The sequence below is a fragment of the Chryseobacterium sp. X308 genome (assembly GCF_020733145.1).
GTDB lineage: Bacteria > Bacteroidota > Bacteroidia > Flavobacteriales > Weeksellaceae > Chryseobacterium > Chryseobacterium cupriresistens.
On record NZ_JAJFZH010000010.1, the window covers coordinates 84,584 to 110,317 of the forward strand.

27 protein-coding genes and 1 tRNA gene are annotated in these 25,734 nt (G+C 36.9%); 21 read left to right on the forward strand and 7 right to left on the reverse strand.

All coding sequences use genetic code 11. The annotated features are described in order from the left end of the window. The first annotated feature begins 11 nt into the window (after positions 1-11). Positions 12-3,194, forward strand: a complete 3,183-nt coding sequence (locus tag LIV57_RS12710) for an efflux RND transporter permease subunit (RefSeq protein ID WP_227942874.1) — start codon at positions 12-14, stop codon at positions 3,192-3,194. 169 nt (positions 3,195-3,363) lie between these two features. After that, positions 3,364-4,776 carry an efflux transporter outer membrane subunit gene (locus LIV57_RS12715; RefSeq protein WP_227942875.1) on the forward strand — a complete coding sequence of 471 codons (1,413 nt, stop codon included), beginning with the start codon at positions 3,364-3,366 and terminating at the stop codon, positions 4,774-4,776. Between the two features lie 233 nt (positions 4,777-5,009). Here LIV57_RS12715 and miaA read toward each other — a convergent pair whose 3' ends face one another. Next, positions 5,010-5,930, reverse strand: a complete 921-nt coding sequence (gene miaA / locus LIV57_RS12720; protein ID WP_227942876.1) for a tRNA (adenosine(37)-N6)-dimethylallyltransferase MiaA — start codon at positions 5,928-5,930, stop codon at positions 5,010-5,012. 186 nt (positions 5,931-6,116) lie between these two features. On the opposite strand from miaA, the gene LIV57_RS12725 reads away from it, so the two are divergent. From LIV57_RS12725 to nadA, 3 genes are all read left to right on the forward strand, one after another. Further along, positions 6,117-6,974: a YicC family protein gene (locus LIV57_RS12725; protein ID WP_082798853.1), complete on the forward strand. Its 858-nt coding sequence runs from the start codon at positions 6,117-6,119 to the stop codon at positions 6,972-6,974. Between the two features lie 82 nt (positions 6,975-7,056). Then, positions 7,057-7,620, forward strand: coding sequence for a guanylate kinase (gmk, locus tag LIV57_RS12730; RefSeq protein WP_227942877.1), 564 nt, complete (start codon positions 7,057-7,059; stop codon positions 7,618-7,620). Between the two features lie 104 nt (positions 7,621-7,724). Beyond that, complete coding sequence (nadA, locus tag LIV57_RS12735; RefSeq protein ID WP_002976710.1) at positions 7,725-8,744, forward strand: quinolinate synthase NadA; 1,020 nt, start codon at positions 7,725-7,727, stop codon at positions 8,742-8,744. A 55-nt stretch (positions 8,745-8,799) separates the two neighbouring features. Here the strand turns inward: nadA and LIV57_RS12740 are convergent, their stop codons facing one another. The 5 genes from LIV57_RS12740 to LIV57_RS12760 form a co-directional block, all read right to left on the reverse strand. Further along, complete coding sequence (locus LIV57_RS12740) at positions 8,800-9,009, reverse strand: hypothetical protein (RefSeq protein ID WP_137905607.1); 210 nt, start codon at positions 9,007-9,009, stop codon at positions 8,800-8,802. 23 nt (positions 9,010-9,032) lie between these two features. After that, complete coding sequence (locus tag LIV57_RS12745) at positions 9,033-9,230, reverse strand: bacteriocin-like protein (protein WP_227942878.1); 198 nt, start codon at positions 9,228-9,230, stop codon at positions 9,033-9,035. Between the two features lie 39 nt (positions 9,231-9,269). Further along, positions 9,270-9,440 carry a bacteriocin-like protein gene (locus LIV57_RS12750; protein WP_157885797.1) on the reverse strand — a complete coding sequence of 57 codons (171 nt, stop codon included), beginning with the start codon at positions 9,438-9,440 and terminating at the stop codon, positions 9,270-9,272. Positions 9,441-9,486: 46 nt separating this feature from the next. Then, the gene (locus LIV57_RS12755; RefSeq protein WP_227942879.1) at positions 9,487-9,648 is read right to left on the reverse strand and encodes a hypothetical protein; all 162 of its coding nucleotides are present in this window, start codon (positions 9,646-9,648) and stop codon (positions 9,487-9,489) included. Between the two features lie 143 nt (positions 9,649-9,791). Further along, positions 9,792-9,974 (reverse strand): hypothetical protein, encoded by a 183-nt coding sequence (locus tag LIV57_RS12760; RefSeq protein ID WP_227942880.1) that lies wholly within the window; start codon positions 9,972-9,974, stop codon positions 9,792-9,794. Positions 9,975-10,016: 42 nt separating this feature from the next. Between LIV57_RS12760 and thrA the strand changes: the two genes are divergently transcribed. The 10 genes from thrA to LIV57_RS12810 all read left to right on the forward strand — a co-directional run bounded on the left by thrA (position 10,017) and on the right by LIV57_RS12810 (position 19,703). Beyond that, a complete protein-coding gene (gene thrA / locus LIV57_RS12765; RefSeq protein ID WP_227942881.1) occupies positions 10,017-12,464 on the forward strand; it encodes a bifunctional aspartate kinase/homoserine dehydrogenase I in 2,448 nt (815 codons plus the stop codon). A 10-nt stretch (positions 12,465-12,474) separates the two neighbouring features. Continuing rightward, positions 12,475-13,401, forward strand: a complete 927-nt coding sequence (locus tag LIV57_RS12770) for a homoserine kinase (RefSeq protein ID WP_227942882.1) — start codon at positions 12,475-12,477, stop codon at positions 13,399-13,401. Between the two features lie 15 nt (positions 13,402-13,416). After that, positions 13,417-14,721, forward strand: coding sequence for a threonine synthase (thrC, locus tag LIV57_RS12775; protein ID WP_227942883.1), 1,305 nt, complete (start codon positions 13,417-13,419; stop codon positions 14,719-14,721). Positions 14,722-14,725: 4 nt separating this feature from the next. Further along, complete coding sequence (gene folB / locus LIV57_RS12780; RefSeq protein WP_110008073.1) at positions 14,726-15,094, forward strand: dihydroneopterin aldolase; 369 nt, start codon at positions 14,726-14,728, stop codon at positions 15,092-15,094. Positions 15,095-15,128: 34 nt separating this feature from the next. Continuing rightward, positions 15,129-16,493 carry a DUF4403 family protein gene (locus tag LIV57_RS12785; RefSeq protein WP_227942884.1) on the forward strand — a complete coding sequence of 455 codons (1,365 nt, stop codon included), beginning with the start codon at positions 15,129-15,131 and terminating at the stop codon, positions 16,491-16,493. A 46-nt stretch (positions 16,494-16,539) separates the two neighbouring features. Beyond that, entirely contained in the window at positions 16,540-17,037 is a 498-nt protein-coding gene (locus LIV57_RS12790; protein ID WP_227942885.1) for an RDD family protein, read from the forward strand. Between the two features lie 58 nt (positions 17,038-17,095). Continuing rightward, positions 17,096-17,166: transfer RNA gene (locus LIV57_RS12795), tRNA-Cys, on the forward strand. A 91-nt stretch (positions 17,167-17,257) separates the two neighbouring features. Continuing rightward, positions 17,258-17,701: a CPBP family intramembrane glutamic endopeptidase gene (locus LIV57_RS12800; RefSeq protein WP_227942886.1), complete on the forward strand. Its 444-nt coding sequence runs from the start codon at positions 17,258-17,260 to the stop codon at positions 17,699-17,701. Between the two features lie 545 nt (positions 17,702-18,246). Further along, positions 18,247-18,474: a glutathione synthase gene (locus LIV57_RS12805; protein ID WP_137905611.1), complete on the forward strand. Its 228-nt coding sequence runs from the start codon at positions 18,247-18,249 to the stop codon at positions 18,472-18,474. Positions 18,475-18,872: 398 nt separating this feature from the next. Continuing rightward, positions 18,873-19,703, forward strand: coding sequence for a glycosyltransferase family 2 protein (locus LIV57_RS12810; RefSeq protein WP_227942887.1), 831 nt, complete (start codon positions 18,873-18,875; stop codon positions 19,701-19,703). A gap of 409 nt (positions 19,704-20,112) precedes the next feature. Here the strand turns inward: LIV57_RS12810 and LIV57_RS12815 are convergent, their stop codons facing one another. Further along, complete coding sequence (locus tag LIV57_RS12815) at positions 20,113-20,553, reverse strand: hypothetical protein (RefSeq protein ID WP_227942888.1); 441 nt, start codon at positions 20,551-20,553, stop codon at positions 20,113-20,115. A 241-nt stretch (positions 20,554-20,794) separates the two neighbouring features. Here LIV57_RS12815 and LIV57_RS12820 point away from each other — a divergent pair, with 241 nt between their 5' ends. The 6 genes from LIV57_RS12820 to LIV57_RS12845 all read left to right on the forward strand — a co-directional run bounded on the left by LIV57_RS12820 (position 20,795) and on the right by LIV57_RS12845 (position 25,708). Beyond that, entirely contained in the window at positions 20,795-21,343 is a 549-nt protein-coding gene (locus LIV57_RS12820; protein ID WP_227942889.1) for a glycine zipper domain-containing protein, read from the forward strand. Positions 21,344-21,398: 55 nt separating this feature from the next. After that, positions 21,399-23,033, forward strand: a complete 1,635-nt coding sequence (locus LIV57_RS12825) for an LIC_10190 family membrane protein (RefSeq protein WP_227942890.1) — start codon at positions 21,399-21,401, stop codon at positions 23,031-23,033. Between the two features lie 50 nt (positions 23,034-23,083). Further along, a complete protein-coding gene (gene aroC / locus LIV57_RS12830) occupies positions 23,084-24,154 on the forward strand; it encodes a chorismate synthase (protein ID WP_227942891.1) in 1,071 nt (356 codons plus the stop codon). Positions 24,155-24,171: 17 nt separating this feature from the next. Next, the gene (locus LIV57_RS12835; protein WP_062676249.1) at positions 24,172-24,735 is read left to right on the forward strand and encodes a thioredoxin family protein; all 564 of its coding nucleotides are present in this window, start codon (positions 24,172-24,174) and stop codon (positions 24,733-24,735) included. A 9-nt stretch (positions 24,736-24,744) separates the two neighbouring features. Continuing rightward, positions 24,745-25,284, forward strand: a complete 540-nt coding sequence (locus LIV57_RS12840) for a TlpA family protein disulfide reductase (protein WP_110008081.1) — start codon at positions 24,745-24,747, stop codon at positions 25,282-25,284. 82 nt (positions 25,285-25,366) lie between these two features. Beyond that, positions 25,367-25,708, forward strand: coding sequence for a YkvA family protein (locus LIV57_RS12845; RefSeq protein ID WP_110008082.1), 342 nt, complete (start codon positions 25,367-25,369; stop codon positions 25,706-25,708). The last annotated feature ends 26 nt before the right edge of the window (positions 25,709-25,734 follow it).

Consider the following 25,734-nt stretch of genomic DNA (forward strand, 5'->3'; position numbering starts at 1 on the left):
ATAAACTTCTTATGTTAAAACAATTTATAGAAAGACCGGTCCTTTCAACGGTCATCTCCATAATACTCTTATTATTGGGAGCTTTGTCTCTCTTTAATTTACCGATTGCCCTTTTCCCGGACATCGCTCCACCAAGCGTTCAGGTAACGGCATTCTACCCTGGAGCCAATGCTGAGGTCGTAGCCCGTTCGGTAGCCACTCCTATTGAGGAAGCTGTAAACGGAGTTGAGAACATGACGTATATGACCTCAAACTCCAGTAACGACGGTACCATGACCCTGAGTGTTTTCTTCAAACAGGGCGCCGATGCAGACAATGCAGCAGTAAACGTACAGAACCGTGTATCGAAAGCGATGAGCCAGCTGCCTCAGGAAGTGGTACAAGCCGGGATCTCAACCCAGAAGGTTCAGAACAGTATGATTATGTTCATGGGACTGACCAGTGAAGATGCGAAACAATATGATGAATTATTCCTTCAAAATTATCTGAAGATCAATGTTATTCCACAGATACAGCGTATTCCGGGGGTAGCACAGGCTCAGGTATTCGGAACAAGGGATTATTCCATGAGAATCTGGCTGAAACCGGATCGTCTGGCAGCCAATAATCTTTCGCCTCAGGAAGTTTTGGGAGCCATTAAAGACCACAACCTTGAAGCTGCTCCGGGCCGTCTTGGACAGGGAAGTAAGGAAACCTACGAGTATATCCTTAAATATAAAGGAAAACTGAATAAGGGTGAAGACTATGAAAACATCGCCATCAAAGCAAACAGTGATGGATCTTTCTTAAGATTAAAAGATGTTGCAAGAGTAGAATTCGGTTCTTATACGTATACTGCCACCAACAGAGTAGACGGAAAACCGGTTGCCGGATTTGCTATTCTGCAGACAGCCGGATCCAATGCCAACGAAATCCTTACGGAAATTGAAAAGCAGGTGAAAGTAATGGAAAGTACCCTTCCAAAGGGAGTAAAGCCAATCATCATGTATAATTCCAAAGATTTCCTTGATGCTTCTATCCATCAGGTTGTGGAAACGCTTGTTATTGCTTTCATATTGGTATTTATTGTAGTATTCATCTTCCTTCAGGATTTCAGATCTACCTTAATTCCGGCTATTGCCGTGCCGGTTGCAATTATCGGAACATTCTTCTTCCTGCAGTTATTTGGTTTCAGTATCAACATGCTTACCTTATTTGCATTGGTACTCGCCATTGGTATTGTAGTGGATGATGCCATTGTGGTGGTGGAAGCCGTCCATTCTAAAATGGAACAGACAGGAATGCCTGTAGAGCATGCTACGATGCATTCCATGAGTGAAATTTCAGGAGCCATTATTTCCATTACACTGGTAATGTGTGCCGTGTTTATTCCGGTTGGATTTATGCAGGGACCTGCAGGAGTTTTCTACAGACAGTTTGCTTTCACATTGGCGATTGCGATTTTAATTTCAGCGGTTAATGCATTAACATTGAGCCCTGCATTATGTGCGATGTTCTTAAATGATCCTCAGGGAGAACATGGGGAGCACGGTCATAAAAAAGGTTTTGGAGCAAGGTTCTTCAACGCTTTCAATGCGAGCTTCAACAGCATGACCAGAAAATATATTTACAGCCTTAAGTTTTTAATCAAAAACAAATGGGTGGCGATAGGTGGTCTTGTTGTCATCACAGCAGCCAGTGTATTTTTAATCAAGAAAGCGCCGTCAGGATTCATTCCTACGGAAGACCAGGGATTCGTATTATATGCGGTGAATACTCCTCCGGGAAGTTCACTGGAAAGAACCCACAGAGCGACAGCACAAATTGATCAAATCATCAATGGTGAAAAAGCAACCAACCACCTTTGGGTAGCGGATGGGATGAACTTCATTAGTAATGCCAACGCTTCTCCCTATTCTGCAGGTTTCATCAAACTTAAAGATTATGACAAACGTGGTGAGATGAAAGACCCGGATCAGATTGCAGCAACGTTGACAGGTAAGGTAAGTCAGGTGAAAGATGCCAACGCATTCTTCTTCAACTTCCCTACTGTACAAGGTTTCGGTAACGTTTCCGGATTTGAATTCATGCTTCAGGATAAAACAAACGGTTCTTTTGAACAATTGGGAACAACCACTCAGCAATTTATCGGAGAACTGATGAAAAGACCTGAAATTGCTTTTGCCTTTACAACCTATGCAGCAGGAAACCCTCAGTATACTATTGATGTGGATACTGATAAAGCCAACCAGCTGGGTGTTTCTGTAACAGAACTGATGCAGACGATGCAGATTTATTTCGGAAGCAGCTTTGTATCGGATTTCAACAGATTCGGGAAATATTACAGAGTAATGGCTCAGGCAGATATTCCTTACCGTACGGATGTTAATTCATTAGAAGGAATCTATGTTAAAAATAAATCAGGAGAAATGGTTCCTGCCAAAACTCTGGTAACGTTAAAAAGATCTTTCGGCCCTGAAACGGTAACAAGAAATAACCTTTTCAATGCTGTTACAATTAACGGAACTCCGAAACCTGGTTACAGTACCGGAGATGCCATCAAAGCGGTAGAAGAAGTTGCCCAGCAGTCACTTCCGAGAGGATACGGATATGAGTGGACAGGGATTACCCGTGAAGAGATTAAAACAAGCGGACAGACTGCTTTTATTTTCTTCTTAAGTATTCTATTCGTTTACTTCTTACTGGCAGCCCAATATGAAAGTTATATCCTTCCATTTGCTATTATTCTTACCATTCCTACAGGGATTTTCGGAGTATTTGCCTTCACAGGATTAGCTGGAATCGATAACAATATTTACGTTCAGGTAGGATTGATCATGCTTGTAGGACTATTAGCGAAGAATGCCATCCTGATTGTAGAATTTGCCGTACAAAGAAGAAAAGCCGGTAAAACATTGATAGAATCTGCACTTCAGGCATCAAGATTACGTTTAAGACCGATCTTAATGACCTCTTTTGCCTTCATCGTGGGAATGCTTCCACTGGTATGGACGCAAGGTGCTTCTTCAAAAGGAAACCACTCTATCGGTTACAGTACCGTAGGAGGAATGCTTACAGGAGTAATATTCGGGATCTTTATTATTCCGGTAATGTATGTAGTGTTCCAGTACCTGCATGAAAAAATGCCAAGCAGAAAAAAGAAAAGACTTCTGAAAAAACAAATGGAGGAAGAACTTTTAGCTGCTAGTCACTAATAAAAAAATGAATGACAAAAACTTAGAGAAAATTTTAAGATCATAGGTTTACCTATTTACCTGCCTGTTCTTAATGGTTTAAAAAACTAACTATTTTCTCCTACTAAAGAAATTTTTGCATCAACAGAAGCCTCTCTAAGTTTTGTCTTCAATTAAAAGTTTAAAAACTATGAAACGAGTAAAAAATATTATTCTAACATTTGTACTGGCCATCGGCTCTGTTTCGTGTGTGTCTAAACTGGCCTACACGGAGCCTGAGCTTCCGCTTCCGGAAAAATTCCAGTACACTGCCACTGCAGACACAGCCAGTATAGCCAATCTGGAGTGGAAACAGTTTTTCAGTGATCCTATTTTACAGGGACTGATTGAAAAAGGAATTAAAAATAATTATGATCTTCAGATTGCCTTAAAGCAGGTGGCTGCTTCACAGGAAAAACTGAAACAGGCAAAATATATGCAGTATCCGGATGTTGGGTTCGGAGTAAGCGGACAGATTTCAAAACCTTCCAAAAACAGCATGAACGGGCAAAGCTTAAATTTATTTTTAGGTTCAAGCCATGTTGAAGACTATAACGCGGCCTTCAACCTTTCATGGGAAGCAGATATCTGGGGAAAAATCAAAAACCAGCAGGAAGTTTCAAGAATGCAGTACCTTCAGACGTATGAAGGTTCAAAAGCGGTTCAGACTCAGGTGGTAGCAGCTATTGCACAGGGATATTATAACCTTCTGATGCTTGACAGACAACTGGCGATCGCAAAATCCAATCTGGAACTGACCAGCAATACCCTTTTAATGACCCAGAAAATGTGGGAAAGCGGTGATAATACTTCTCTGGGAGTACAGCAGGCCGCAGCACAGAAACAGGCAACAGAACTTCTGATTGCCCAACTGGAGCAGAATATTGCCATCCAGGAAAATGCACTGAGTATTCTGGTTGGAGAACTTCCCAATAAAGTCGACAGAACCATTGAAATGTCTGATACTTCACTGCCTCAAAACATTACGGCAGGACTTCCGGCAGCTATGGTAAGCAGAAGACCAGACGTTCGTCAGCAGGAACTGGTTTTATTAGAATCCAATGCGATGGTAGGAATTGCTCAGGCGAATATGTATCCGGCATTGAAAATTACCGCGAATGGTGGAGTAAATTCATTCAAATTTGATAACTGGTTCCAGATTCCGGCTTCGTTATTCGGATCGGTTTTAGGGGGAATTACCCAGCCTATTTTCCAGAAAAGACAATTGAAAACAGATCTGGAAGTAGCCAAAATTCAAAGAGAAAAAAATGTACTTGCATTCCGTCAATCAGTATTAAATGCTGTGGGAGAAATTTCTGATGCCTTGGTTTCCAATGAAAACTTAAAAGTTCAGGAACAAAAAGCCACAGAACAGGCAACTACACTAAAAGATGGAATTAAAAGCGCACAACTTCTTTACAAAGGAGGTTCAGCCAATTACCTGGAAGTGATTACAGCACAGGGGAATTCCCTACAGGCAGAGTTGAATCTGGCTTCCATTAAAAGACAGAGATTAAGCAGCATTGTAGATTTATACAGAGCTTTAGGCGGCGGTTGGAAGTAGTAAATTAAATTATATTTGTTGAAGTGCGGTTCTTTTCAGAGCCGCATTTTTTTTGTATTGTTTCTGTTTATTTACAATATGAATTTAAACTTGGATTCCTAAGGAATGACACAGTGTATGGATAAATGAAGCGTCCGGTTTGTCATTCTGAATGGAACAAAGTGGAATGAAGAATCTTTAAAAACAATCGATGAGATTCTTCCTTCGTCAGAATGACAAACTAAGTGCTTAATTTATTCCTGAAATTGCTCAGCAATCCATTTTAACAGAGCCTCAAAGTCTTCCTGAGAATATCCCAACTGTAAATAATGAATATCATCCGCTTTTCTATACCACGTCAGCTGTCGTTTCGCATACCTGCGGCTGTTCTTTTTAATTTCCGAAACCGCAAAATCAAGATCCCATTCTCCATCAAAATATTTGAAAAGTTCAGCGTAACCTACAGTATTCAAAGCCGTCAACTCTTTGAATTTCTCAAGACTTTTCACCTCATCCAGCAAGCCGTTTTCCATCATAATATCCACTCTGCGGTTAATTCTGTCATATAATTCTTCCCTTGGAGCTTCTATCCCGATTCTGATTACATTAAAATCTCTTCCATTTTGAGACACTGAAATATGTTCAGAATATTTTTTATCCGTTTGCCAGATAATATCAATAGCTCTCAACAGCCTGCGGTGATTGTGAATATCCACTACATTGAAATATTCAGGATCCAGTTCTTTTAAAATCTCCTGAAGTTTTTCAATTCCCTTCTGCTCCATGATATTTTGAAGCTTCTCCTGGTTTTCAGCATTGGCTTCCGGAAGATCATGCAGACCTTCTATCACCGCTTTTTCATACATCATGCTTCCTCCAACAAGAATGACAGTTTCATGCTTTGTAAAAAGTTCAGTAAGTTTTTGAAGCGCATCTTCTTCATACTGCCCGATAGAATAATACTCTTCCACTGAAAGATTTCCGATAAAATGATGAGGTGCCTGCGCCAGTTCTTCTTCCGAAGGGGCTGCCGTTCCTATTTTCATTTCTTTAAAAAACTGACGGGAATCACAGGAAATAATCTCCGTATTGAAATGTTTCGCCAAATCAATTGCCAATCTCGTTTTTCCAATTCCGGTGGGTCCTACTACAGAAATTAAATTTTTCTTTTTCACAGCGCTAATTTACGAAAATGGGTTTATTTAATTTGCTGGAAGATGGAAGCCTGAGGTTGGAGGTTAAAATTAAATCTCATTATATATTTACAACAACCTTCGCGCTTCTCGCCTCCATCTTCCAGCCATTCAACATTAGTTAAACTATAGACTTAAATGTTTATCTTTGTAGAACAATAAAAAACTATGATTTTATCAATGACCGGATTCGGTAGAGCCGAAGATGTTTTTGAAGGAAAAAAAATTACTATTGATATTAAATCTCTGAACAGCAAGAGCTTTGATTTAAATATTAAAATTCCTTTACGTTATAAAGAAAAAGAATTTGAAATCAGAAAAATTCTTAACGATAGAATTATCCGTGGAAAAGTAGACTGCTACGTTAATATCGAGAATCTTGAAGAGTCCAACGATGTAAAAATCAATAAAAACTTAATTGACTCTTATATTAACGAACTTAAAAACATAGCTTCTGACGGTCCCAATTTCGAATATCTTAAAATGGCGGTAAGACTTCCTGATGCCATTACATCAAGACCTGACGAATTAACGGAAGGTGAATGGGAAGCTCTGGCTAAGATTGTCAATAATGCAGTAGACAGATTCGAAGAATTCAGAAGAACTGAGGGGGGTATCTTACACGAGGAACTCAACAGAAATATTCAGAATATCGACAAATATCTGAGCGAAGTGATTCCTTTTGAAGAAGAAAGAATTGTGAGCGTGAAGGAACGTTATCAGAAATCTTTGAAGGAATTCGAAAACGTTGATGAAACACGTTTCTACCAGGAAATGGCCTATTTCACTGAAAAACTTGATATTTCTGAAGAAAAGGTAAGACTTGCCCAGCACCTGAAATATTATAAAGAAGTAATGGACAATGAGTCTTTCAACGGAAAAAAACTGGGATTTATTTCTCAGGAAATCGGAAGAGAAATCAATACACTGGGTTCTAAAGCCAATCACGCAGAAATCCAGAAACTGGTGGTAATGATGAAAGACGACCTTGAAAAAATAAAAGAACAAACGTTAAACGTATTGTAATGATAGATACGAGGTACGAGATGCGTGGTTGTTCTAAGAATAGATCACCAAACTCGAAACCCGTAACCCGAAACCAAAAAAAATGGATAAAGTAATTATATTTTCAGCACCATCAGGGAGCGGAAAAACTACATTGGTAAAGCATTCACTGGAGACATTTCCTGAACTGGAATTTTCAATCTCATGTACTACAAGACAGCCAAGAGGAAGTGAAGTACATGCAGTAGATTATCATTTTCTGACACCGGAGGAGTTCAGACAGAAAATTTCCGAAGATGCTTTTGTAGAATATGAAGAAGTTTATACTGACAAATATTACGGTACTTTAAAATCTGAAGTAGAAAAAATCTGGAATCAGGGAAAAGTAGTTATTTTTGATGTAGATGTAAAAGGAGGCATTTCATTAAAAAAATATTTCGGTGATAAAGCGCTGTCTATTTTTATAGAACCGCCTTCCATTGAAGAATTGGAACGAAGATTGATCTCCAGAAACACAGATGATGCAGAAACCATAAAAACCCGTGTCGCAAAGGCAGAAGAAGAAATGACCTATGCCAGCGAGTTTGACAAGATCGTGATTAATGAAGATCTTGATGCAGCTAAAAAAGAAATAGAAAGTTTAATAAAAAGTTTTATCAGTAATTAATGGCTGGAAGATGGAAGAAGGAGGATGGGAGTAAAATACTACACTCAAAATCTAACTTCTAATTTCTAACCTCTAGCTTCTGATCATAAAAAATTGAGGTTGATATGAGTACCGAAACATTAGAAAAAGCTAAATCTGCAATTCCTGTCAGAGGATTTCTGGATATAAAAGATATTGCTATTCCTCAGGGTGAAGAGCTTGTAAAAGCCATCCTGAAACTTAAAGAGGAAAAAAATGCTGTTATTCTTGCCCATTATTACCAACCGGGAGAAATCCAGGATATTGCTGATTTCCTTGGAGATTCCTTACAGTTGGCAAGACAGGCTAAAGATACCAATGCTGACATGATTGTATTCTGTGGAGTACATTTTATGGCAGAAGCCGCAAAAATTCTGAACCCAACTAAAAAAGTAGTTCTTCCTGATACTATGGCCGGATGCTCTCTGGCAGACGGTTGTTCCGGAGAAGGATTAAGAAAAATGCGAGAGCAGCACCCGAATGCTTTAATTGCCACTTACATCAACTGTAATGCAGAAACTAAAGCTGAAAGTGATATTATCGTTACAAGTTCAAACGCTGAAACAGTGATTGAAGCACTTCCGAAAGACAGACCGATCATCTTTGCACCTGACAAAAACCTGGGAAGATACCTTTCTAAGAAAACAGGCCGCGATATGATCCTTTGGGATGGAAGCTGTGTGGTACACGAAGCATTTTCAATGGAAAGAATTGCCCAGCAATTGGCAGATAATCCGGATGCAAAACTGATTGCACACCCTGAAAGCGAAGAAGCAGTATTGAAATTAGCACATTTCATCGGCTCTACTTCTGCTCTTTTGAATTATGTAGAAAAAGATGACTGCCAGAAATTCATCATTGCTACTGAGGAAGGTATTCTTCATGAAATGAAAAAGCGTGCACCTCACAAAGAACTGATTCCTGCATTGGTTTTCGACGAAAGCTGTAACTGTTCGGAGTGTTTTTATATGAAGCGTAATACAATGGAAAAATTGTATCTATGTATGAAATATGAACTTCCGGAAATTCTTATCGACGAAGAATTAAGATTAAAAGCATTAAAGCCTATTGAAGCGATGCTTGATCTTTCCAAAAGCATAAAATAAATTAAAGCACTGTTTTTACAGTGCTTTTTTTATTGTTCTGAAACAAGGTCTTGTGCTAAGAGACACCTCCGTCTACGCATTCCATACTTACCAGAACACACATCTTACAATAATCAGGCAGTCCCTGATAAGCAGAACATGGATACTGATATTCTGGTCCATCTCCGAACGTAGCATTCTGAGGACACCCTGCACATCTGGACGGACCAGCTGCCCCATTTAATCTTTCAAGTTCTTTTCTGTTTAATTTCTTTAAATTTTTCATAGTTGTTTTAATTTTTAATACGTTTAAGATTCTGAAATAAGACAGCTTCCCGGAACTGATGGATCATAAGGGAAAAGATAAAGACAAACTTTACGTCCTTTAAGATCTGTACATACTGCACACCCTTTTGGTCCGCAATCGAGGTCAACTGCACAGCTGTCTCCTGTACCTCCGATAATAGATCTTAAGCTTTCTCTGTTTAATTTTTTTGAATTTTTCATAGTACTTTATTTTTTAAATTGAGTTTAGTCTATTCAATACTACAGCATTGGTGCATAGCAGGTTCCTCCCGGCTTCAGCCAGCATCCCCAATTCCCGCCTCCGCGGAAACAAACAAACTGCTCGCCTCCACAGGCTTCGATCTGAATATCGGTGAAACCACCTTTGATGTTCTTCTTGTCTTCTCTTGATAATTTTTTAATTGTTTTCATATGGTAATAATTTTGGTATTCTGTAACAATGAATTGATCATTTGAATCAGTAAGGTTCGAAGCATTCAAAGCTTACCAAAACTCTTCCTTTACAGCATTCCGGCAGAGCATGATAATCGGCACATGACCTTGGCTCGCCTGGTCCGTATGGGCCGGCAGGACAATTCTCAAAACAGTTATTCACATTTCCTCCACTGATTGACTTCAAATTCAGGCGGTTTAATTTCTTTAGATTTTTCACAGTTATTTCATTATTAGTTAATATCATAAATGTAACATTTTTAATCAATTACACCAAAATATATCTCATGAAAAGGAAATATATTTTATTATGTTAAAAACTTGTCTGTTTCAAAATAATTTGTACATTTGTTCCGTTACAATGAATTTTTTAAGAAACATATCTGATATTTCTGCTCTGAAATCACTTATTTCAGGCATATCTTCTGTTTCTACATTCGGCACTACAACAATTACCCCATAACGGGGTAGATTTTCACATATTATTCCCGGTACCCGTACTCTTTTTTTCAAAGAGTAACCATTTCTTTTTATCCAACTTCAAAAAAATAATTGATGAAAGTTTTAAAATTCGGCGGAACATCAGTCGCCCATTCTCAGAATATCTTACTGATGGAAAAAATCGTAAAAAGAGAATCTTTAAAAAGTAAAGTTGTAGTTATTGTATCTGCTCTTCACGGAGTTACAGATCAATTGATCAAAGCAGCAGAACAGGCTTCTGTAAAAGATGAAAATTACAGTCAGGCCGTTCAGAACCTTGAAGAAAAACATATCAGTCTGGTCAAAGAACTTTTCCCCATTGCAGAACAAAGCTCATGGCTGAGTTTTGTAAAAAAACATTTCAACGATATCGAGGATCTATGCAACGGAATTGCTGTTCTTGGTGAATTGACAGATAGAATTAAGGATAAAATTGCTTCTTACGGAGAATTCCTGTCCTCAAAAATTATAGCTGCAAGATTACAGCTTGAAGGATTGGACTGCGTTTGGATGAACTCTGCAGAACTGATCAGAACAGACAGTAATTTTACCCATGCAAAAGTAGATTTTAAATCCACTGATCATAATATTGCCCGTTTTCTGAATGAAAATCAGAACCACATTATCGTAGGACCAGGTTTCATAGCGAAGGACGAGAAAAATAACGCCACCACATTAGGGAGAGGCGGATCAGATTACACCGCATCTATTATTGCAGCGGCTATTGATGCACAAGAACTCCAGATCTGGACCGATGTAAGCGGGATGATGACTGCTGACCCCCGCCTGGTCTCCAATGCTAAACCAATTTCAGAAATATCTTATCATGAAGCGATGGAACTGTCTCATTTTGGGGCTAAAGTGCTCTACCCGCCTTCCATTCAGCCTGTGATGGTAAAAAATATAAACCTGCTTATCAAGAATACTTTTGATCCCGATGCAGAGGGAACTCTTATTTCCCATCAACTACAATCTTCAGAAGATGAAAAACAGATTGCAGTAGGAATCTCCAATATGAACAGTATTGCCCTGCTTACACTGGAAGGCAGCGGAATGGTAGGAATACCCGGAATTTCAGCTAAATTATTTCAGTGTTTAAGCCATGAAAAGATCAATGTAATCCTTATAACACAAGGTTCTTCAGAGCATTCCATCACCATTGCGATTGAAGAAAAAGAAGCTTTACGTGCCGAGCATGCAATCAACTCTTCTTTTGCGGATGATATTAATCTGAAAAGAGTGTACGCGGTGAAAATTGAGACCGGACTTTCTATTATAGCTCTGGTTGGAGAAAGTATGAAAAGCAGAAGCGGTGTAAGTGCAAAAATGTTCGGATGTCTGGGAAATAACGGAGTTAATATTAGAGCCATAGCACAAGGCTCTTCGGAAAGAAATATCAGTATTGTGATTTCAGAAAAAGACAGTAAAAAAGCGGTAAATGTACTTCACGAAGATTTTTTTGAATCTGAAATAAAACAAATTCATCTTTACATCTGTGGAACAGGAAATGTAGGTTCAAAACTGATCCAGCAGATTTATGACCAAAATGATTATTTAAAAGAAAACTTTCTGATCAACCTGAGAATTGCAGGAATTTCCAACAGCCGGTATATGATGTTTTCAGATCAGGGAATTTCACAGGAAAATTATTTTAACTGGAATCAGCAGGGTGAAAAAGCCTCTGCCAGGGAATTTGCTGATGAAATTATCCACAGAAACCTTAGAAATTCTGTTTTCGTTGATGTAACTGCAAGTCCTGAGGTTCCCGAAGTGTATGAAAGTTTATTAAAAAGAAGTGTGGATATTGTTGCCTGTAATAAAATTGCAGCTTCTTCTGATTTTAAAAAGTATAAAACCTTAAAAAATACCGCCAGAAACCACAACTGCAGTTTTTATTTTGAAACCAATGTAGGTGCAGGGCTTCCGGTAATAGGAACTATCAACGACCTCATCAAAAGCGGAGACCAGATTCAATCCATTAAAGCTGTACTGAGTGGAACATTGAATTTTGTGTTTAATGAGTATGACGGAAACAGAACTTTTTCTGAAGTGGTAGCCCAGGCTCAGAAGGAAGGATACACAGAGCCGGATCCAAGGCTTGATCTGTCCGGAACAGATGTAGCAAGGAAAATTTTAATTCTGGCCAGAGAGGCAGGATATCCGCTTCAGTTTGAAGACATTGAAAATAGAGGTTTTCTGCCTGAAGAATGCATGGAAGGAAGCGTTGAAAACTTTTATGAGAAACTCACAGTATATGAAGACCATTTTAAAAGCTTATTGAACAATGCTAAAAACGAAGGCAAAATATTAAAATACGTAGCAGAATTTGAAGACGGAAAAGCCAGAGTAGGTTTACAACACATTGCTCCGGACAGCGATCTGTTTCATCTGTATGGCAAAGACAATATTGTCATTTTTAAAACGCTGAGATATTCCGAACAGCCTTTGGTGGTAAAAGGTGCCGGTGCCGGAGCTGATGTAACAGCAAGTGGAGTTTTTGCAGATATTATCCGTTCTATTTAAAAATACAAATATGAAAAAAGTAAAATTAAAAGTACCCGCCACTGTGGCCAACCTGGTTTGCGGATTCGATATTTTAGGAATGGCAGTTCATGATCCTTATGATGAAATGGAATTCAGAGTATTGGAAACTCCTGATATTATTATACAACATACAGACTCTTTCGGGCTGCCTGAAGAACCGTCCAAAAATGTTGCAGGCATCGTCTTGTTGAAAATTCAGGAACATTTTAATCTAAAAAATGGTTTTGAAGTGATTATTCATAAACATATAAAGCCTGGAAGCGGGCTCGGCTCCAGTGCGGCAAGTGCCGCCGGAGCCGCCTTCGGAGCCAATATATTATTAGGAAACAAATTGTCAAAAGAAGAAATGGTTCATTTTGCCATGTTTGGAGAAGAACTGGCTTCGGGAGTACGCCATGCAGACAATATCGCGCCATGCATCTATGGTGGGATTACACTGGTAAAATCTACTGATCCGATTGATATTATTCCGCTGAACAGCCCGGATTTGTTTGTAACAGCAGTACATCCGCAGGTAGAAGTTAAAACTTCGGATGCCAGACAGATTTTAAAGAAAAACATCAGTTTGAAAAGAGCTGTGGAGCAATGGGGAAATATCGCAGGGCTGGTAGCTGGAATTGAGAAAAATGATTTCCCGTTAATTGGAAGAAGTCTTAACGACGTCATTATAGAACCTGTCCGCAGTATTCTGATTCCGAAGTTTGACGAAATCAAAGAAAAAAGCTTACAGATAGAAGCTTTGGGAGGAGGAATTTCCGGTTCAGGACCATCTATTTTTATGTTATCTGAACAAAAAGAAACTGCAGAAAAAATTGCTCACATGATGGAGTCAGTGTATAATGAAATTGAAATAGAAAGTTTTGTCTATGTTTCAAAAATAAATCCGACAGGAATTCAGATTGTTGAAGAAAATTAATCTTAAAAAACAGAAATGAAATATTATAATCTAAAAGACCATCTGGAAAAAATTGATTTCAGAGAAGCAACAATAAAAGGGCAGGGAAAAGAAAAAGGATTGTTTTTTCCGGAAAACATTCCGCAATTTGACCAGGAATTTATTCAAAATCTTCATCAGTATTCCAATGAAGAAATTGCGTACCAGTGTATGAAAGATTTTGTGGGTGATGAAATTCCTTCTGAAATCTTAAAGGAAATTGTTGCTGAAACAGTCAGTTTTGATATCCCTTTGGTTAAGATCAATGAACAAATCTCTATATTGGAATTATTCCATGGTCCCACCCTGGCTTTTAAAGATATCGGAGCCAGATTCATGAGCCGCTGCCTTTCCTATTTTTTGAAAGACCGGAATAAAAAAGTCACTGTTCTGGTGGCAACTTCAGGAGATACGGGAGGAGCTGTTGCCCATGGATTTTATAAAATTCCGCAAATTAATGTAGTCATTCTGTATCCTAAAAACGGAGTCAGTCCTGTGCAGGAAAAACAATTGACCGCATTAGGCGAAAATATTTCAGCGCTGGAAGTCAACGGAAGTTTTGATGACTGTCAGAATCTTGTCAAACAGGCTTTTTCAGATGAAGAAATCAACAGTCAGTTATTTTTGACCTCTGCCAATTCTATCAATGTTGCAAGATGGCTTCCTCAGCAGATTTATTATTTAATAGCTTTAAAACAATGGATACAGGAGCATAAGGAACAACCTGTAATCTGTGTACCCAGCGGAAATTTCGGAAATATCTGTGCCGGGCTTCTGGCTCATGTCAGAGGTTTGCCTGCCAGCCATTTTATTGCCGCCTGCAACGCCAACCATGTAGTTCCTGATTATTTTAAAACTCAGAATTACCAGCCACAAAAAGCAATTACCACTCTATCCAATGCTATGGATGTGGGAAACCCAAGTAATTTTGTACGAATTCTGGAGCTTTTTGGGAATCAGTTTGAATTGGTAAAAAATAAAATTTCAGCTTATTCCATTGATGATGAGCAGACGATGAATACTATCTCGGAAGTTTATGAAAAATACGGATATGTTCTGGAGCCTCACAGCGCTGTTGCATTGGCCGCAATGGAACAATATCTGCAAGAAAATCCTGAACAGAAAGGATTTATTCTGGGGACTGCACATCCTGTAAAATTCCCTGATGCGGTGGAAAAAGCCATTCATACGCAGATTGAAATTCCTGAACCTTTGAAAGAACTTATGGAAAAGGATAAAAAAACTGTAGAAATAAATTCAGATTTTGAAGAATTAAGACGATTTTTGCTTCATAAAATCTGAAGCAATGAGCAAAATATATCTTGAAGACGTTAGAATATATGCCTACCACGGTGTACTTCCCGAAGAAAATATCATCGGTACCTATTATATTCTGAACGTAGAACTTCATACCGATCTGTGGAAAGCTGCAGAATCTGATGATTTGCATGACACAATAAGCTATGCAGACATCAATGATATCCTTCATGGTGAGATGAAAATAAAATCCAGATTACTGGAACATGTAGCCGGAAGAATGATTACAAAAATTCACAACAGCTTTCCACAGATTGATTATATTAAATTAAAAATCACCAAAACAGCTCCTCCAATGCAGGGGGAAATGAAAGGTGCTAGCATTGAACTTGAAAAAAGCTTTAAGCCGGAAAATTAAAATTCTTATTTTCGTTGATAAAAAAACATTCAAATTGAAATTCGTTACAATATTATTTTTAGCAGCAGGAATCAACGTTTTTGGCCAGGCCACCGTTGATAATCAGCTGGCAGCCTATAACTTTCCGAAGATAAAATCCAGTATTACAATGCCTGTGACCATTCCTCTTTCGGAGCTTAGCAATATGATCAATGCTTCCGTGAAAGATCTTGTTTATCAGGATGACTCTTATACAGACAATAACAATGACCAGTTCAAGGTAAAAGTATGGAAAACAAGACCTATCCGCCTTGTAGGTGGAACCAGTCAGAATCTGCTGATTGAAGTTCCTTTAAAAATATGGGCAGAAAAAGGAATTGGTACATTGGGAGTTTATACCTATCAGAATACAACCTTCGAAACGGTAATGTCTTTCAATACCACCATTACTTTTAAAAATAACTGGACCATTACTACGAATACCCGTCCGAACGGTTTCAGATGGGTTACAAAACCTGTTCTGGATTACGGAAGAATCCAGATTCCTATTACTTCCATTGTTGAAAAAAGCTTAAAAGAACAACAGGAAAAATTCTGTAAGACAATTGATCAGCAAATGGCTGCACAGTTGAATTTCCAGCAATATGCCTTAATGGCCTGGAATACTTTTCTGCAGCCCTTCAATATTTCTGAGGAATATAATACCTGGCTGAAAGTAAGTCCGGTGGGAGTTAATATCACTCCTTTGAAGTTCTATGGAAACCAGATCAATGCAACCCTTGGTGTGGATATCTTTTCTGAAACTTTCACAGGAAATAAACCTGCAGCTTCTTCACCGGTGACCACCGTTGCCAATTTTAATACAACACCGGCAGTTGCAGATCGATTTATTCTGCAGACCACTGCTAATATTCCTTTTACTGAGGCAAGCAGTATGGCAAGAAAAACTTTCCTGAATAAAGAGTTTGATGTGCGTGATTCTAAAGTAAAAGTAACCGACATCAGAGTGTACGGTGTTGATGACAGAGTCGTTATTGAAGCGCAAACTGATGGCTATATAAAAGGGACTTCCATTATTTCAGGAATTCCCGTTTATGATGAAACGAAAAGAAAAATTGTTTTGTCTGAAACGAAATTTAAACTGAAAACCACCAATATTCTGCAGAAAACGGCTTCTCTCCTGTTTCAGGGAAAAATCGTAAAAATGATTGAGGAAGAATATGGCATCCCCACTCAGGAGCTGGAGGAAACTTCAAGAAAAAGTATTGAAGAAGCTTTTAATAAAGAGTATTATAAAGGATTAAAAATGAACGGAAAAGTCTTCAATCTTAAACCAAGTAAAATTCTGCTCAGCAATACAGGCATTACAGCCGTTATTGACACAAATGCTTCATTAAAATTACTGGTCAATGGCTTCTAAAAACTTCAAATAAAAAAATTAAACTAAAAAACTAATACTCTTCTACATGAAAACAATTCTAAATGTTGTTGAATATAATAAAGCCTCAATAGGGGTGAGGCTTGCCAATAATTTTCTGGATCTTATCATACTATATGTAATTAATTATCTCTTGTCTGCTATTTCTAATTTACTGTATGAAGTAACTTCAATTGAGTTTTTCTATTTCTATAGTAATGGAAATATGTTATGGCAGATTCTTATCGGAAATTTCAATTATTGCCTTTATTACTTTTTGATGGAAAACTATTTAGATGGCAGAACCGTTGCCAAATACATTACAGGAACCAAAGTAATCAGTACAGACGGTACTCAACCAAGCACCCAGCAGATTATGTACCGAAGTCTTTCCAGAATTGTTCCTTTCGATGGCCTTTCATTTCTTGGAGAAAATGGCTGGCATGATAAATGGAGTGAAACAAGAGTAATTAACCTCAAAAATTATCAGGCTGAAATTCAAGCAAAAAGCGAAATTGAGGATCTTGGAAAGAAAGAAATTGCTTAAAAACTTTTGTTCATAAAGAAATTTCACTATATTTGCACACCTCAAAAATGGTAAAAATGGTACTTTGGCCGAGCGGCTAGGCAGTGGTCTGCAACACCATCTACAGCGGTTCGAATCCGCTAGGTACCTCAGAAAAAACCTCTAAGTTATTTAGAGGTTTTTTTGTTTTTATATTTTTACGTTTTTCAAATATTCATTCTTTATTCTCAACAATATTATTATGAAAAAGTTGATGACCTTCTTTCTGATTTCTTTTGTCTTAGCAGTTTTAAACGGATATTTCTTTAATTATATTAATGATGCCTATCTACATTTTGATGTCAATTATAATAAGTCTCAAAATATCTCAAAAAATGAATTAAACTTTATTGCCCTATTCGTTGCTCCTTTTATTGAAACTTTTATATTTCAGTATCTCCCCTACCTGATTTTAAGCAAATGGATAAAGCTCAATAATAAAGCATTTTGCATCATCATTATGAGTATTATTTTTGCATCAATGCATTATTATAACTGGCTCTATATTGTGATGACGTTTTTGGGAGGTATTATTTTAAATAACCTTTATATTTATTACCACAAGCAAATTCCTAACTACAGTTTTATTCTAACAGTACTCTTCCACATGTTGTTCAATCTTTATGGGTTTCTGTTTATCATGTAACTTTCCTTTATCAAAAAAACAAGCTCTTCCTGATCAGAGAAGAGCTTGGTAAATAATGCAAAAAGTAATGATGGATAAAAATTATCTTTTTCAAAGATAAAGGGATAAATCAACCTGGGTTTATGAGCAGCGTCATATCATATCAAAAAAAAATCCCCGGAAATTCCGAGGATAAAAACTAATAACCATGAAAACTCAAATTAAACATGAGTTACATTTCTATATTGAAAAATCGTGCCAAGAATAACAATTTTGAGAAAAAAAATTAATTCCTTACTGCAGCACCATTTTAACCAATTCAGCATTTTAAACCGATTTTACTGATACTTTAAAAACCACTTCATAATTACTTCTAATAATTTCAGATAAATATAATGGTCTGGCAAAAGTATTAAAAAAAAAATAATTTACATTTTAATAAAATAAAATTTACATTCATGACATAAAAAAAATTAAAATAACTTAATCGGCCATAAAAATATTTTTTGTCACAAATTGGCATACTTTATTCTTTATTTAAACCAACCCAATAAAATTTAAATGTCATGTCACAAAAAAATTTTAATAAAGAAGATTTCACAAAAATCAAAGATGGGGAGTATCAGTTGGAGTATACAATAAGTGAAATAGGTGAAGGGGCAGATCTTATCGTGGAAAGAATGACAGAAAATGGAAACTATGAAATGATTCAGCCTCAGTTACGAAAATCAAATGACAAAATATCAATCATTTGGGACAGTCCGTTCGACGGTAGAATTCTATTTGATGTATAGGGCAATTCAGACATGTTCATCATATAGAAAAAAGCCCCCAGAAATGGAGGCCTCAAAAAACACAAATGATGAAAAAAAATTTTATATCAGAGATAAAAATTATTTTATCTATTAATTCTTAGCCAAAGATATACCAGTCTTTTTTTTTATTTTATGATTATACTCATAAAATTTTTAATTCTTTTAAATAGGGAATTTTTCAAGCCAGCTAACTATTTCTCAAAAAGAGACAATAATTAAAATCTAATGATGATAATTTTTTATCAAGGATAAACAGAAATGACAATTCGTTTTCCTGACGTTCATAATATAAGAAAAAAATACCAGATACATAATGATTGAGGTTATATTTTCCATATATATTATTTTATAATTTTACATTATTAATTCAAGAAACCGTGATAAGTTTTTCAATACTTATAGCCAACTATAATAATGGAAAGTATTTCAAGGAATGCTATCAATCATTAATTAATCAAACCTACAAAAACTGGGAAGCAATCATTATTGATGATGCCTCTACAGACGATTCAGTTCAGATGATACAATCTCTGATCAAAAATGATTCCCGTTTTAAGCTTTTTCATAATACAACTAATGAAGGTTGTGGATCTACGAAAGCCAAATGCGTGACATACGCTCAGGGAGACCTATGCGCCTATCTTGATCCTGATGATGCTCTTTATCCGGAGGCGCTGGAAAAAGTAGTCCGGGAATTTGTTAGCAGAGATGATCTTGCAGCAGTATATTCTCAGATGATACTTTGCAATGAAAACCTTGTTCCGGGAAAAATATATACGGGTACAAAACCAATATATAACAACCGTTATTTCTTTAACTACCCTATTCAGTTAGCTCATTTTTTCACTTTTAAAAGGGAGGCTTATTTAAGGACTACGGGAATTAATACTAACCTGAAAAACGCTGTAGACCAGGATCTTTATCTGAAAATACTGGAACAGGGAGCAGTGAAATATCTGAAAGAACCTTTATATCTCTACAGGCTGCATTCCAATGGGATTTCTCAGGATAAAGCAAAACAAAGCTCAAAAGAATCATTTGCAAGGGTGATACATGACACCATGAAAAGGCGGGGAATACAGACCATTAATCGCAAAGCTGTCCCTGAGGTTTTCACCAGTTCAGATGAAATTTTTAAACTCCTGAACTACCAGACCAACAGAATGCACCGTCTCATCAACAAAATAAAAGTCACTTTAGATATATAAATCAAAGGCTGTTCAAATTGAGCAGCCTTTGTTATAAAGTATGGAATGAAAATGCATTATAAAAATATCAGTTTTTGCACAATTACCATATGCGCTAAGTCATAAAAGCATAAAAAAGAAACGGCCTCCGCAAGGAGGCCTAAAAAACACAAATGATGAAAAAAATCTATTTAGAAAAATCCAAACAGAATATTGTGGAATCATTCAAAATGGTCATTATATTGTTACATTTTCTAGCAGAAAACATTATACAATACCGGAACAGAAGAATGAATACTTTCTATAAGAATCAAACTGCATCTGAAGATCAATTAAACACCACAAAAACAGGGTGAAATTATTTAGTAATCTAAGAAATCTTCATCTGTGGAACGGGTAAATTTAGTTAAATATTTATTTGCTCACAAGACTATTCCTCCCAAATGATTGGAATATACACTGTAACATATCCATCAGCATCTACATTGGCATCAGAAACTGTTGCAACGACAGTTCCATAACCTACCCAGCCTCCCTGGCCCTGCATAGCAGAAAAATTATAGGTTCCTGCAGGAAGACCATCATAATATTGTGGAACAGATTGAAATCCGCCGCCGTAATAAGTATCATATACTTCTCCCGTAGCTATATTCTCAGCAAGAAAACTTCCTACATCATAATTTCCAGAAAGAATTTTGGTTCCGTTTTTTGAAAGAAGACCATAACGGATCTTATAGGTCTGAGTTTTTGGCGTTTCACCGGTTATTCCTGAATTACCTTTATAGGGCTGGGCTATTTCTCTGGAGGAAAACGATGTGGCAACAGTAAGCAATCCAATCACTGCTGATACTGTAAAGATTGATTTTTTCATATTAAAAAGTATTTGGTATTCAAAAATACTCAACTTATATGAATTTAATAAAAACTATTAATGAAATAAAATTTACAAATACTCCTGAAACCCTGCATTAACAATATAAAATTCATCATTATTCGAAATTATTTTCCTTTTAACTATTAATTTTAACACTCGTTAACTAAAATTTGGCTCTATAATTGAAAATACAACTAAAATTAAAGTCATTTGGCTTTATTGTATTAAAATTTGAATTATGAGAAAGATAGTATTAGCAGGTTTTTTATCCGTCTTTTTAATGACGGCCTGCAAGAAAGATGACCGTGTTGCAGAAAAGTCGCTGGAAGCACAGAAACTTGAGTTTCAGGCCAGACAACTTGAAATAGAAAAACAAAAACTGGCTATTGAAAAAGAAAAAATGGTGTACGAAGCCCAGAAAAAAGCAGACAGTATATCAGAAAGTAAAAAATCAAGAGCTGCTGCTGAAAATAATTCAAAACCACAGGTGATCAGAGAAACTCGAACAGTATATAGAGACAGAAGCACAAACTCCGGTTCGGGCAGCAACGGAAGCTATGCCGATAACGGAAGTGGTACTTCACAGGGAACCACACAGAAAAAAGGATGGAGTAAGGCTGCCAAAGGAACTGTTATTGGTACCGTAGGTGGAGCAGCAGTCGGAGCCATAGTGGCTAAGAAAAACAGAGGACTTGGAGCTGTAATTGGTGGTGTTGTAGGAGGTGCTACAGGATATACTATTGGTAGATCACAGGATAGAAAAGACGGACGAGTACAACCCCGTTAATAAATATTTTAATGATAAAATACAAAGATTGCTTACTTTTAAGCAATCTTTTTTTATGATACTGATTCTGTTTTCATCCATTTTCATCATTCCTGTCCTGATGGGCTGGGGAAAGATCATGGAAAATATAATGGGAGTTCTGTTTCAGGGAATTTCAGGGAAAATTTTATCCGGAATCCTGGGATTAAGTCTGATATGGACAGTTATCTCATTTTTCACTCCCTTGAATATAAATGTAGAAATACCTTCCATACTCACAGGGTTATTCTCCTTCTTTAAAAACAAACTTTATCAGGATTTCTATCAGCTTACAAAAAAAGAATTTAAAGTATTAAGTGTAAGTTCTCTGGTTATTCTATTCGCAGGTTCTTTTTATCCTTATATATTGGACCATTTCGGATATTATATTCCTACGTTGAAATGGCTCACAGAATATGGTCTGGTAAAGGGAATTTCTAATGTAGACCTCACCTTAGGGCAAATGTCTGTCTGGCATATCTTTCAGGCTGGGTTTTCCAATTTCTCTGACCCTTTCTTAAGAATCAATACCGTGCTGCTTATCATCTACAGTATTTATAGTATTGAAAAGAAAAACTGGATACATCTATGTTTCCTGCCGGTATTACTGCTCTTTTCGCAGTCTCCAAGTCCTGATCTTCCTGTCATTATTTTTTCATTGATTATTTTAAATGAGATCATGGCAGGGAACAGAAATTCCGCTTTCCTTTTTACATTTTCAGTATTTGTTTTTACCATAAAACCAACCATGATATGGCTGCCTGTATTGACATTCCTAAGTTCAGTTTTTATTTTTAAAGCCCATTTCAGGTCCTTCTTTTCAGGAATAATCATCTTACTGCTTTTCTTCATTAAAAATATCTGGACATTCGGATATCCGGTCTTTCCGTTAGCATTTGGTGATGTAGGAATATGCTGGAAACCTAATCCTGAGGTTTTAAAAATCTCCTCACAATTTGCCATTATGAAAACGTATGATATGCAGTACACGTATGAGGAAATCCAGAAATTTTCAACTGCAGATTATATCAGAAACTGGTTTTCTCTGGAAGGAATCAAATCCAAAATCAACATTCTTTTTGTTTTGAGCTTAGTCATTTTCACTGTCTTTACCTTAATAAAAAAGAAAAAGCTCATCACCCTGATCTGTCTTTCATTATTGATAAAGAGTATATTAGTTCTTGCTTTTTCAGCCCAATACAGATTTTTCACAGATGTCTTTTTCGTGGTATTCTTTGTTATTTTCCATGAATATTTTGATCAGAAGAAAGCTGTTATTACTTTCTCAATTCTAAGCGTATTTTTTATTTCCATTTTATCCTTCCCGGAATTTATCCAGAGATATCTTCCAAGTTTCAGAGTCGGAAACTTCATAAGAGGATTTGAAAAAGAACAGATATATAAGCCTGCAACGTATGAATATCAGCAGTTTGGTACATTTAAGGTAGGAAATTTTAAATTTAATATGGTTCACCATTATCCTTATAGTTTTGACACACCGCTTCCAGCCATCACTCCGGCTTATTTTTTCGATAACGTGAAGGCGGATATTTTTCCACAACTCTCGGATAAAAATGATATCAAAAAAGGATTTATCTGGAAAAAAATGACCTCAGAAGAAAAAGAGGAAGTCCAAAAGGTTATCAATACTATCGAAAACACTGATAAATAGAACAAATCCAGAAACTTTATTATCTGAAGAAAAAAAGGTAATTTTGTATCATGTTCAACACATTAGGTAATCTTCTTAGTCTTACAACATTTGGAGAAAGTCACGGAGTGGCTTATGGCGGCATCATCAATAATTTTCCGGCAGGTTTAACGGTAGATCTCGATAAGGTTCAGTATGAACTGAACCGAAGAAAACCTGGCCAGTCGGCAATCGTTACACAAAGAAAGGAAAGTGACACTGTAAAATTTCTTTCCGGAATCTTTGATGGCAAAACAACAGGTACGCCCATCGGTTTTATCATTGAAAACGAAAATCAGAAATCGAAAGATTATGATCACATCGCAGGCGCATATCGTCCTAGCCATGCTGATTTTACTTATGACCAGAAATTTGGTTTCAGGGATCATCGTGGCGGCGGAAAATCTTCTGCAAGAGAAACCATGAACTGGGTAGTGGCAGGAGCCCTTGCCAAACAACTTTTACCCGACATTGAGATCAATGCTTACGTTTCTTCCGTAGGTGATATTTTCTGTGAAAAGCCTTATCAGGCTTTAGACTTCTCCCAAACAGAGAGCAATGATGTTCGTTGTCCGGATACTGAGACGGCAGAAAAGATGATTGCAAGAATCAAGGAGATCAAAAAAGAAGGAAACACAATCGGAGGAACCATCACCTGTGTGATTAAAAATGTTCCTGTAGGAATCGGTGAACCCATATTTTCAAAGCTTCAGGCTGAACTGGCAAAAGCAATGCTGAACATCAATGCCTGCAAAGGATTTGAATATGGAAGTGGTTTCTGTGGTGCTAAAATGACAGGAAAAGAACATAATGATGCCTTCAATACAGATTTTACAACAAAATCTAACCTTTCAGGAGGTATCCAGGGTGGAATTTCCAACGGAATGGACATCTATTTCCGCGTAGCTTTCAAACCTGTAGCTACTATTTTAAGACCTCAGGACAGTATTGATAAAGACGGAAATCCTGTCATTGTAGAAGGAAAAGGACGCCACGATCCTTGTGTCGTTCCAAGAGCCGTTCCTGTAGTGGAAAGTCTGGCTGCGTTTGTACTGGCAGACCTGTTTTTGATCAACAAAACAAGAAACATCAATAATTTTTAACATAAATATTTTTGGTAATGAAAAATTACTGGGATAAAGGAATTTCGTTTGAAGAATATCTTCAGATTGCAAAAGAAAGATTAGAAAATCCTGCCAATCAACAGGAAGCTGACTATAAACAATATTATGAGCTGGGACTTCAGAGAATGGACAGAACGGTAAAAAAATACGTTCCGGATGAAGATCAGCTGAAAGAACTTGCTGCCAAAAACTTTGACGGAAAAATTCTGATTATTTCCGAAGCATGGTGTGGAGACGCAAGTGCAACAGTACCTGCTCTTTTCAGATTTTTTGAAGGACATAATGAAGTAAGAGTTTTTCTGAGAGACAGTGATAAAAGCTTAATCAACCAATTTTTAACGAACGGTACGGAATCCATTCCGAAAGTCCTTATCCTTGATAAAGACCTAAATGTAAAAAATTCATGGGGGCCGCGTCCCAAATATGGATATGAGCTTCTGATGAAATATAAAGCTGATCCTGAAGCGTATCCAAAAGATACTTTCTACAACGATCTGCAGATATATTACGCCAAAAACAGAGGAAAAGATGCTGTTCAGGAAATTTTAGATCTGCTATAAAAAAGAGATATGAAAAAAAATGTCATTTATCTTGTAATTATTGCCATCATAGGAGTGGTTGCCTTCGTACCCGGAATAAGAAACTCTCTGAAAGACGCATTCTTTCCCGTAGCCACTATTGAAAATGCCGTTCATATCAGCGAAGAAGATTATGATATAGAGCTTAAAGGCATTAATGCGCCAAGCACCAATCTTAAGAATTTTAAAGATAAAGGGGTTTTTCTGAACTTCTGGGGAACATGGTGCCCGCCTTGCAGAAAAGAATGGCCTTCTATTCAGAAACTTTACGATACAAGAAAAGATCATGTTGATTTTGTTTTAATTGCCATGAATGATAAAGAAGAGGATGTAAGGAAGTTCTTGAAAGAAAACAACTATACTGTTCCGGTATATATTGCTCAAAGTCCTATTTCTGAGAAAATTCTTCCAAAGGTATTTCCTACCACTTTCCTACTGGATAAAAACGGAAGAATCCTTATTAAAGAGGACGCTACAAAAGACTGGAACACAGAGACTGTGCATCAGTTCATTGACAATATTATCAAATAATATTTTAACTAAATTTTATAATTTGTTGGTACAGGATTTGCGAATTTTATAGCGTTGAAAAATTTATTAATCCAAACACAAAATGAAATATTCAAAATTAAATCTTGCAAAAGAAGCCATCAATCATAAGGGCTTTATCAAAAAGATCCCTGATATTTTCAGAATGGTCAAAATGTGGAGAAAAGGAATTTATCCAATGAAATCCATAGACATTATTCTTCCTTTACTTGGAATTTTATATGTACTCTCTCCTATTGACCTCCTTCCTGAATTTGTAATACCGGTTCTTGGAGTCATGGATGACCTGGCAGTATTGTCGCTTACCATTCCAAAGCTCATCAAAGAGGTTGACAAGTTTTTATTGTGGGAAGCCCAGCAGAAATATAGCGGTACCCAAGTCATTGATGCTGAAATCGTAAAATAATAGTTTATTATATTTTTAACACCATC